At 72.1% G+C, this 9,992-nt stretch carries 7 protein-coding genes and 3 pseudogenes; 4 read left to right on the top strand and 6 right to left on the bottom strand.

Translation table 11 applies throughout. The features are described 5' to 3' along the window. Both ACTWQJ_RS37715 and ACTWQJ_RS37710 read left to right on the top strand, forming a co-directional pair. Window positions 1–270 (top strand): annotated as a pseudogene (locus tag ACTWQJ_RS37715) (glycosyltransferase family 2 protein); the annotation flags it as partial. Between the two features lie 81 nt (window positions 271–351). Continuing rightward, a complete protein-coding gene (locus tag ACTWQJ_RS37710; protein WP_443310946.1) occupies window positions 352–1,284 on the top strand; it encodes a glycosyltransferase family 2 protein in 933 nt (310 codons plus the stop codon). A gap of 66 nt (window positions 1,285–1,350) precedes the next feature. Here the strand turns inward: ACTWQJ_RS37710 and ACTWQJ_RS37705 are convergent, their stop codons facing one another. Together ACTWQJ_RS37705 and ACTWQJ_RS37700 are read right to left on the bottom strand one after the other, a co-directional pair. Continuing rightward, a complete protein-coding gene (locus tag ACTWQJ_RS37705) occupies window positions 1,351–1,545 on the bottom strand; it encodes a DUF2795 domain-containing protein (protein WP_385266957.1) in 195 nt (64 codons plus the stop codon). A 422-nt stretch (window positions 1,546–1,967) separates the two neighbouring features. Further along, window positions 1,968–2,556 (bottom strand): annotated as a pseudogene (locus ACTWQJ_RS37700) (NAD-dependent epimerase/dehydratase family protein); the annotation flags it as partial. Window positions 2,557–3,032: 476 nt separating this feature from the next. Here ACTWQJ_RS37700 and ACTWQJ_RS37695 point away from each other — a divergent pair. Beyond that, the gene (locus tag ACTWQJ_RS37695; RefSeq protein ID WP_443310945.1) at window positions 3,033–4,382 is read left to right on the top strand and encodes a polysaccharide pyruvyl transferase family protein; all 1,350 of its coding nucleotides are present in this window, start codon (window positions 3,033–3,035) and stop codon (window positions 4,380–4,382) included. A 64-nt stretch (window positions 4,383–4,446) separates the two neighbouring features. Beyond that, the gene (locus ACTWQJ_RS37690) at window positions 4,447–5,907 is read left to right on the top strand and encodes an FAD-dependent oxidoreductase (RefSeq protein WP_443310944.1); all 1,461 of its coding nucleotides are present in this window, start codon (window positions 4,447–4,449) and stop codon (window positions 5,905–5,907) included. A 55-nt stretch (window positions 5,908–5,962) separates the two neighbouring features. Here ACTWQJ_RS37690 and ACTWQJ_RS37685 read toward each other — a convergent pair whose 3' ends face one another. The 4 genes and pseudogenes from ACTWQJ_RS37685 to ACTWQJ_RS37670 form a co-directional block, all read right to left on the bottom strand. Continuing rightward, a complete protein-coding gene (locus ACTWQJ_RS37685; protein ID WP_443310943.1) occupies window positions 5,963–7,588 on the bottom strand; it encodes a right-handed parallel beta-helix repeat-containing protein in 1,626 nt (541 codons plus the stop codon). A gap of 123 nt (window positions 7,589–7,711) precedes the next feature. Further along, window positions 7,712–8,314, bottom strand: coding sequence for an N-acetylmuramoyl-L-alanine amidase (locus ACTWQJ_RS37680; protein WP_443310942.1), 603 nt, complete (start codon window positions 8,312–8,314; stop codon window positions 7,712–7,714). A 91-nt stretch (window positions 8,315–8,405) separates the two neighbouring features. Then, window positions 8,406–8,534, bottom strand: a pseudogene (locus ACTWQJ_RS37675) (acetamidase/formamidase family protein); the annotation flags it as partial. A gap of 297 nt (window positions 8,535–8,831) precedes the next feature. After that, on the bottom strand, window positions 8,832–9,992 hold a 1,161-nt coding region (locus ACTWQJ_RS37670), incomplete at its 5' end, for an ROK family protein (protein WP_443310941.1).

The following is a 9,992-nucleotide window of genomic DNA, read 5'->3' as shown; positions in this document are numbered from 1 at the left end:
GCCGTGGAGGACCCGCTGAACTCGGTGCTCGCGGACTCGCCGCTGCCGTCCGACCCCGATCTGCCCGGCCGCCCCGTCCTCGGCTTCCTCGGGTGCGCGGCCGTGGTCCGGCGCAGCGCCTTCCTCGACGCCGGGGGCTATCACCGGGTGCTGTTCTTCGGTGGTGAGGAGACACTGCTCGCCTACGACCTGGCAGCCCGCGGCTGGGGCGTCTGCCATGTCCCCGAGGTGATCGCCCTGCACCACCCCGAGCCCGGCGGGCGGCCCTCCGGGACCGCGAACGGCTCCCCGACCCGGTCGAGCATGCGGCCGGGCTGCTGGACGGAGCGGGCGGCGGAGAGGGGGGACGACGTGGGCCGAGCTGACACGACGTACGGCGACGGGCCGGGACCTGACCCTCGTACCACCGTCGTCGTGATCACCCGCGACCGGCGCGCCGAGCTGCTGCGCACCCTGCGCATCCTGCGGGAGCTGCCCGAGCGGCCCCGGGTCGTCGTCACCGACAACGGGTCCCGCGACGGCACCGCCGAGGCCGTCGCGCAGCACTTTCCGGAGGTGCTCCTGCTGTGCCCGGGCCGGAACCTGGGGGCGGTCGGCCGTAATCTCGCGGTGCGGCAGGTACCGACGCCGTACGTGGCGTTCTGCGACGACGACACCTGGTGGGAGCCGGGTTCTCTGCGGCGGGCCGCGGACCTGCTCGACGCGCATCCCGCGCTCGCGGCCGTCACGGCCCGGATCGTCGTCGAGCCGTCCGGGGAGGAGGACCCCGTGGTCGCCGAGCTGCGCGACTCGCCCCTGGCGGGCCCCGACTGGCTGCCCGGCCCCGCCCTGGGCTCGTTCCTCGCCGCCGCGACCGTGCTGCGGGCCGGCGCGTTCCGGGCCGTCGGCGGCTTTCACCCCGGGCTCTGGATCGGCGGGGAGGAGGAACTCCTCGCCACCGACCTGCTGCGCCTTGGGTACTGGCTGAGTTACGTGCCGGAACTGACCATCCATCACGCCGCGTCACCGGTCCGCGACAGCACCGGCCGACGGATCCTCGGCCTGCGCAACACCCTGTGGTTCACCTGGCTGCGCCGCCCCTGGCCATCGGCCCTGCGCCGCACCTGGTACCTGCTGCGCACCGTGCCGCGCGACCGGGCGTCCGCACGGGCCTTCGCGCGTGCGGCGGCAGGGCTTTCCTGGGTGCTCAGACAGCGCGCCCCGGTCCCGGCCGACCTAGAGGCCCGGCTGGCCGCCCTGGAACGGGCGCGGCGCACTTCTCCCGCCCGCAGGTACGTCGGCTGAACGGCCGTGCGCCCATGAGGACGGCGGCCGGGCTCGAAGCGCCGGCCGCCGCGTCCGTGAGGTTGATCACTCCTTGCCGAACACGGCCTTGCTCACCTCGGCGGGGTTCTGGAACTCCTTCTTGCCGAGGTGCGAGATCCGCTCGGTGACCTCCTTGGGCGCGTGGTTCTTCTTGGCGACCTTCGCCAGCTGGTCCCGGTCGGCCGGGTACTCCGCGCCGGACAGGGCTTTCTGCAGATCAGGGGGGTTGATACCAGCCATGACGCCTCCACGTCGGTGAGAGGTACGGGGGGGCTTCCCCCCCACACTTCCGGGTGCCCCTCGTCCCGCGCCGGATAACGCCGGACGACACGGTCCTCCGGCGGGGTCGCCGGGGAGGCTGAGCAAGTGCACAGGATGTGGCAAATCCCGGTGGGCTTCTGCGACTTGGTGCTTTTCGACCGCCTTGCCCGAGGGTGTGCGACGTGACTCGGAAGTCCCGTCTGTCACGATGGGCGACGCCGTCTCCGGTGTCCCGGCAGGTGTGCCGAGGACGGGTTTTCCGGCAGCGCGGCGGCCCGACAGATCCGGGCGGAGTGACCGCGCAGCGCAGCCGGTGTTCCGAGCTCCCGCGGGTTGCCGATTCCCGACCCGAGCCCCCGGGACCCCTCTCACCGAGAACTCCTGTGTCTTCCACCCCTGCGTACGGCGCGGCCGTCGTGGCCGCGCATCCGGGGGCCGTAGGTGTTGAACAGCTGCACGATGCAGGTGTCGGTGCCCTCGGCCTCGGCGTGCGCGGTGGTGAGCGCCTCACCGAACCGTTTGGCCTCGTCGTACACGCTCCGGGGCCCGACCGGGTTCACATGGCCCCAGTAGCGCTCGTCCTGGGTTCTGCTGCGGGTCGCCGTAGACCTCGGACGTCGACGCGAGCACGAAACGGGCGCCACTGCGGTGCGCCAGCTCCAGGGCGTTGCGGGTGCCGAGGCTGCCGGTCTCCATGGTGTGCAGGGGCAGCCGCAGATAGTCCGCGGGGGCTGCGGGGGATGCGAAGTGCAGCAGGAGATCGGGCGGCCGGTCGATCGGAAGCCGCTCGGCGACATCGGCGTGCACCAGCGTGAATCCGGGCCGGTCCAGTAAGGGAGCCACGTTCTCGGGCCTGCCGGTGGAGAAGTCGTCCACGCAGGTGACCGCCGTGCCCGAGTCCAGCAGGGCGGCGCACAGGTGCGAGCCGACGAAGCCCGCGCCGCCGGTGACGACGGCGTGCTCCCAGTCGCGGGAAGAAGTGGTGCTCATCCAGGTCTCCTCTGCACGGGGCCACTGCATCCACGGCCTGTCGTACGCCCGTCGCCGATCCGGGGACCTTCCGGTCCCGCCCCGTCGCCGGCGCCCGGTCGCACACGCCGCAGAGGTCGTCGGGTACCCACATCAGCCTCATCCGCCCCGGCGTCGGCGGCTCGGTGGTGTATGGCAATCGAGTGGGCGACGGAGAGTGAGCACCCGCGGCTCGGGCGCCCCGGGCCGTCCGAGCAGTGGACATGCGACGCCGGTTTCCCCGCCGGCTGCCGCTCAATCGCGGCGCCGCCCGCGTCGTCGCCTCATTTCACTGCGATGGTGCCGACCGCGGTCCCATGGAAGGATGAGCGCAGGAGTGGGCCGCCGGGCGAAGATCCCGCGGTGGCGCAGCCCGCTGCCGGCGCCGACGGCCTCCCGCCTGCTTCCCTGTCCGCTGCCGCCGGAAAGCACCGCAGCGAGGGGGTTTCTCCCGAGTCGTGGCGGCAACTCGGGCCCGAGCCCGCGGCAGCGACCCACCAGACTCCGACCGCTTCCCCGCCGCGCCCGCAGAGCTGTCCCGGACCGACGCCCTGCTCTTCAGCTCCACGGAACAGGAGTTCCGGATGACCACCACCACACAGCGTCCGCGGCCCGGGGGACCGGCCCCGCACATCGGCCTGCTCGGCTCGTACGGCGGCTTCAACCTGGGCGACGAGGCCATCCTGACCTGCGTCATGAGCTGCCTGCGCGGCCACCGCCCGCACGCCCGGCTCGTCGTCTTCAGCCGGAACGCCGAGCACACCCGCGCCCACCAGCCGACCGCCGACCAGGTGGTGGACTGGGAAGGCGTCCCGCAGAAACAGGTCCTCGAGGTCCTGTCCGGCCTGGACGTGCTGGTGCTCGGCGGCGGCGGCATCCTCTACGACGGCGAGGCCCGCCGTTACCTGCGGCTGGTGCGGGCGGCCCAGACCCGCGGTGTGCGCACCTTCGCCTACGCGGTCGGCGCGGGCCCGCTGCGCGAGGCGGACGACCGGGAGGCGGTGCGCGCCGTGCTGCCGGTGATGGACGAGGTCGTGGTGCGGGACGAGGAATCACGGCTCGTACTGGAGGAGGCCGGGCTCGAACGCGATCTCACGGTCACCGCCGACCCGGCGCTGCTGCTGCCGCCCGAGCCCTTCACCGAGCAGATGATGCGGCAGGAGGGCATCCCCGCAGCGACCCGGCTGGTGGGGATGTTGGTGCGCGGACCGGGCCGGGCGGCGGAGAAGCTCGACGAGAGCGACTACCACGCGCTCCTCGCCGACGTCGCCGACTTCCTCGTACGGCGGCTGGACGCCCATGTGGTCTTCGTCCCGATGGAACGGCAGGACGTGCACCACGCCCACGGCGTCCTGTCCCGGATGACCGCACCGGACCGGGGGCGGATCCTGCACAGCATCTACAGTCCCGGCCAGGTCCTCGGCTTCATGAGCCACCTCGATCTCGTGGTCGGCATGCGACTGCACTTCGTGATCTTCGCCGCGCTCGCCGGACTGCCCGTGCTGCCGTTGCCCTACTCCGGCAAGGTCTTCGACTTCGCCCGGCGTATGGGCGCACCGGCCCTGGTCGGGGTGGCGCGCGAGCAGGCCGGGCTGCTGCTGGCCGAAGTCGATCGGCTCTGGGACGAGTTCCCGCAGCGGCGCGCCGATCTCGACGCCCGGATTCAGCAGCTGCGGGCCCTGGCCCGGGAGACCTGCGTCCGATGCGGCGCGGTGCTCGACTCCCTGGACCACGAGACCGGTGACCGGGCCGGTCCCGAACAGCCCGGGCTGCATCTGCTCCGGCCGGGCACCGGAACCGCGACCTGAGGGACCGCAGCCCGGGCGAGACCGCCCCGCCGCCCTTGGAGAAACCACCCGACGGGAAATAGCGATGCCGATCCTGGAACGACCGCCACAGCCCCGGACCATCACCCTGCCTCCGCGTTCCGCCCACCACGCGGGCCGGACGGAGGTCCTCGTCGTCGGCGGCGGCCCGGCCGGAACCGCGGCGGCACACGCGGCGGCCGACGCAGGGGCCGACGTCGTGCTCGTGGAGCGCTACGGTTTCCTCGGCGGCAACGCCACCGTGGCACTCGTCATGCCCCTGATGTCGTTCCACAACGAGCAGAAACAGGCCGTGTTCGCCGGGCCCGGCGAGGAGGGGGACCGGCTGCTGCCCACCGATCACGGCGAGGGCGAGGCGGTGGTCGCCGGCTTTCTGTGGCGGCTGCTTGAACGGCTGGACGAGCGCGGCGGCTGCACCCCGCCCTCCCTCGACACCGGCTACACCGTGCCCTTCGACCCGGAGATCTTCAAACTCGTCCTCCTCGATCTGCTCGACGAGGCGGGCGTACGCATGCTCTTCCACTCCTTCGCCTCCGCCGCGCTGCCTCTCGACGACGGCGAGGGCTGGCGGGTTGTCTTCGAGACCAAGTCCGGTCCGGTGGTGATCGACGCCGATGTCGTCGTCGACGGCACGGGCGACGGCGACGTGGCCGCGGCCTGCGGAGCACCCAGCGAGGTCGGCCGCCCGGAGGACGGGCTGGTGCAGCCCATGACGCTCATGTTCCGGGTCGTCGACTTCCTGCGGCCGCGGTTCGCCGAGTACGTCCACGAGCATCCCGACCAGTGGCGGGGCGTGCACGGACTGTGGGACCTCGTCGAGGAGGCCACGAAGTCCGGCGAACTGCGCCTGCCCCGCGAGGACATCCTGTTCTTCGGCACACCGCATCCCCGTGAGGTCAGTGTCAACAGCACCCGCGTCACGCGAGCGCTCGGCATCGACGTGTGGGACCTCAGCCGCGCCGAGTACGTCGCCCGCCGCCAACTGGAGCAGATCGAACGCTTCCTGCGCCTGCATGTGCCGGGCTTCGAGCAGTCGTACGTCGTGCAGAGCGGCACCCAGGTCGGCGTACGGGAGACGCGCCGCATCCTCGGCGACTACCACCTGACCGGCCACGACATCCTGGCCGCGCGGTCCTTCCCCGACGCCGTCGCACACGGCGCCTATCCCGTCGACATCCACAACCCGAGGGGAAGCGGCACCGTCCTCAAGCGCGTCCCACGCGGGCGTTTCTACGACATCCCCCTGCGCTGTCTGCTGCCCCGCGAAACGGACCGACTGCTCGTCGCCGGGCGCTGCATCTCCGGCTCGCACGTGGCACATTCCTCCTACCGTGTGATGCCCATCGCCATGGCGACCGGCCAGGCGGCAGGCGTCTGCGCCGCGTTGGCCACCCGCCTCGGCCGCAGCCCGCGCGACGTGCCGTACCACCTCGTCCAGCAGGAACTCCTGCGCCAGGGAGCCCGACTGGACATCGAGGCCGACACACCCGCGCCACAGCCCCGCTGACGCCGCGCTCCGAACGGCGTACTGGCAGCCATTCAAAGGCGTGGTAAACGGCGGTTCATGACTCATTGTCGTGCCACCGGCCGTTGACGGGAGCGGTGTCGAAGCGCGTGGCCGCCGACGCGTTGTCCCTGAAGTCGTTGCCGACCACGCGGCCGCCCCTCCAGCTGCCTGCGTGTGTGATCCAGAGGGCGTGGGTCTGAGTCCTGGGCCGCTGGTCGTCCCAGATCCGGTTGCTGTGCAAGTGCGGTCCGCAGACGGTGGCGGCGGTGGTGATTCCGGCCCGCGGCACCGGGGAACCGGGCAGCCGGTACGGGGAGCCCGGCGCTGGCGTGCCGTCGATCCAGGCCGTACCTGACCCCGGCCGCACAGGCGCCAGGCTGAGTTCCGTTTCCGTGTTGAACGTGACCACGGCGTGCTGGGTGCCCACCGTCAGCTGCTTGCCGCGATGCCCGTCCGGCGGCCAGTCGGCATTCTCGTCGATCATGGACAGACGACTGAAGCGCACCCCGTCACCGCCACCCGATGCCGCCGGCGCGGCGCGGCGGCCGTTGTTGCGGATCCGGTTGCCGAGGATGGCCGGATCCCGCAGGCCGGCGTCGATGCGGACGCCGTCGAGTGCATTGCCCCGGATGTCGTTGGACTCCAGCACGATGTCCGCTGCCGCTTCCTGGTCGCCGCCCGCGAGATTGTGCTCCCAGTACCCGTACCGACCGTTGTTGCTGATCCGGTTGCCGCGGAAGGCGTAGGGGCCGGGAGTGTTGCCGATCCCGAGGCCGTCGCGCACATTGCCGTCGATCACGCAGCCGGTGACGATGCCGCCGCGCCCGCCGACGCCCGATGTGCCCTGGGAGGACACGTCGAACCCCGCCTCGTGATTGGCGAGCATCGTCGACGAGGTCACCAGCAGACCGTCGGCTCCCCAGTCGGAGATGCCGAACCGGTTGTCCTCGGCGTGACAGGCGGTGATGCGGATGCCGCGGGGTGGCGGCCAGTGCTCCTGCTGCAACTCTACGAAGATGCCGTTGATGCCGTTGCCGACCGCCGTGCAGGCGGTGATTGTCAGGCGCTCGACCATGCCCCAGCCGCCCACGCCGATCCCTATCCCCGCGCCGCCCATCTTCTCGCCGGGGTCCTGCCGTCCGCACCGCTCCGCCAGAACCCCCTCCACGAGCGTGTCCTGCAGGAAGTCACAGCCGAAACCGGTCGCCGCGGTGTCGTGCACGAACAGATCGCTGAACCGGCCCCGCAGCACGTACTGCAGACCGATCCCCTTCGCCAGGGCGTCGTACTCCTGGGTCCACACGCCCGAACCGTCCACCTCGAAATGCGCGAAGGTGATGTCCGCCAGATGGTTGTCCCGGCCGGCCCCGTGCTGCGCGGCGGTGAACCAGGCCAGCGGCACCGGGGTCGTCGGGCTGCCGGGGTTGCACAGCATGAAGCGGGTCGCGCCTCGTCCGGCGCCGATCAGGGACACGCCGCTGCGCCAGACGGTGGCCCGGTCCCGCATGACGTAGCAGCCGGCGGGGACCTGGATGGTCCGCGGACGGCCGTCCGCGGCGCAGGCCGCGCCCAGGGCGTCCACGAGCTCGGCGAACGCCGGCTGATCGTTGGTGGTTCCGTCACCGACCAGACCGTGCTCCCGGGCGTCGACCGTCAACGGCATCGACAGGGACCTGGACATGTGAACGTTCCTCTCGCGAGGTGCGGTGGCGGGTGGGCTGCGGGCCCGGCGGCCGCCGATCACCGAGTACCAGTGAACGGCCGTGTCCAATCCCTCAAGTCCCGAGCGAGCCCGGCGTCCCGTTCAGGCGGAGTTGACGAGCCTTGTGTAGCGCGCCCAGTCCCAGTGCGGTCCGGGGTCGGTGTGGTCGGTGCCCGGTATCTCGTAGTGCCCGATGATGTGCTCCCGGTCTCTCGGGATGCCGTACCTCGTGCAGATCGCGGCGGTGAGTGCGGCCGACTGCTCGTAGAGGGCGTCGGTGAAGTAACCGGGTTGGTCGACCCAGCCCTCGTGCTCGATGCCGATACTGCGGGTGTTGTAGTGCCAGTTCCCCGCGTGCCAGGCGATGTCGGACTCGCGGACGCACTGCGCCACGTGCCCGTCGCCGGATCTGACGACGTAGTGCGCCGAGACCTGCTTCCGGCGGTTCTGAAAGACGGCCAGGGTGTTGGAGTAGCTCGTCTGCGTGACGTGGATGACCACGAGATCGACGGGACGGGCGGTCCCTCGGTTCGACGCCGTGTAGTTGGCGGCGGTGGCCGGCTGCCAGTCGGCGTGCGGGTGGTCGGGGGCCGGCATCACGGCACCCACGCTGGGTTCGGGGAGCAGCGCGTACGGGACGGCGGCGAGAGCGGCGGCGCCCTTCAGGATACGACGCCTGGTGGGGATCGGTCGGGCCCGTTCCATGGACGATTCGCCTTTGCATCGAGGAAAGTTGGGAAATGCTGCGAGCCACGGTGGCCGCTCAACGCCGCAGCGCCGCCGCCGTCTCACGCAGCCGCGTGGGCCCGGCGGAGCAGCCCTCCGTGTACAGATCGAGAACCGTGCCCGGCGCGATGCGCGCCACGGGCGGCGCGCCGCCGAACGTCCAGGCGTATTCGCCCGGTTCGGGCTGGATGGTCAGCATGCGGGGATCGCTCTCGACCACACCCCTGCGTTCCCCGCGACGCGACCGGATGGGCACCAGCGCCCTTCGGCAGCTCCACCGGCATCATGCGTCCCCCCTCGACAATCCGGTCCCGCACACCCGCCGTGGTCACCACACGGCGGCTGCGCCTCGCGTGAATCACGGTACGGCGCCTGCCGGTTGGACGGGAGGACGTCCCGCTCATCGGTGGACGGCCGCGGAATTGTGGACAACTCACTCACCCGAACGGGTGGCGACGCCGTTCTTTCGCCCGTCGGGCCTTCCGCTGTCGGCCCGTCAGGAACGTTCCGCCACCGCCGCCGGATCGTCCAGCACAGCGCGCACCACCGAGTGCGCCGCACCCAGCAACGGCCCTTCCGGCCCGAGCCGGGACACGGACACGGGGCAGGCCGGCCCCGCCGTGCGCCCGGCCAGTTCGGACCGCAGCGACGGCAGCAGCCATGGCGCGAGACCGGCCAGCGCCCCGCCCAGCACGACACTCTCGGGGTCCAGCAGATTCACCGCCCCGGTCAGCGCGACACCGAGCGCCTCTCCCGCATCCCGCAACGCCCGCCGTACGTCCTCGTCGCCCTCCGTCGCGCGCGCCGCGAGCAGTCCCACCCGGTCCTCGCCCGGTTCCAGACCGGCCGCGCGCAGCACCGCCTCCTCGCCGGCGTACTGCTCCAGACAGCCGCGCCCGCCGCAGGCGCAGCCCGGCCCGTCGGGCCGGACCGGCACATGCCCCAACTCGCCCGCGAATCCCCGCGTTCCGCGCAGCAGCCGCCCGTCCACGACCACGCCCGCGCCGATGCCGATCTCGGCGGACACATGCAGAAAGTCCCGCGGAGTTCCCTCGCCCAGCCACAGCTCGGCCAGAGCTCCGAAGTTGGCCTCGTTGTCCACGGTCAGCGGCAGCTCGGCGGGCAGCAGGGAGCCAAGGTCCGTGTCGTGCCAGTCGAGGTTCGGGGCGCGTACGACGGTGCGCCCGTCGCCCGCCACCAGACCGGGCACGGCCACGGCGAGCCCGGCCGGCCACAGCCCCTCGCGTTCCGCCTCGGCTACGACATGACGTACCAGCCGGGTCAGCTCCTCGACGACCGGCGCGGGGGAGCGGCCGCGGTTGGAGCCGTGCCGCACGATCCTCGCCCGCACCTGTCCGCGCAGGTCGACCGCACAGACCGCGAGGTGGTCGACGCCGACCTCGGCGCCGATCCCGGCGGGACCGCGCCCGCTGACGGCGAGGGCGGACCCGGGCCGGCCCCGCCCGACCCGGACGGGCCGTTCCGGGCCCAGCTCCTCCAGCAGCCCGGAGCGGATCAACTCGTCGACGAGGGTCGAGACCGCCGCGCGGGTCAGTCCGATGCGCGAGGCGACCGCGGCACGGGAGAGCGGTCCCTCGGCGCTGACCGTGTGCATCACCCGGGCCAGGTTGCGGCGCCGCATGCCCTGCTGGGTGTC

Source organism: Streptomyces sp. KR55 (assembly GCF_052245645.1).
Classification (GTDB): domain Bacteria; phylum Actinomycetota; class Actinomycetes; order Streptomycetales; family Streptomycetaceae; genus Streptomyces; species Streptomyces flavusporus.
Note: the sequence above shows the minus strand (reverse complement) of the source record. Positions and strands in the feature narration are given on the sequence as shown.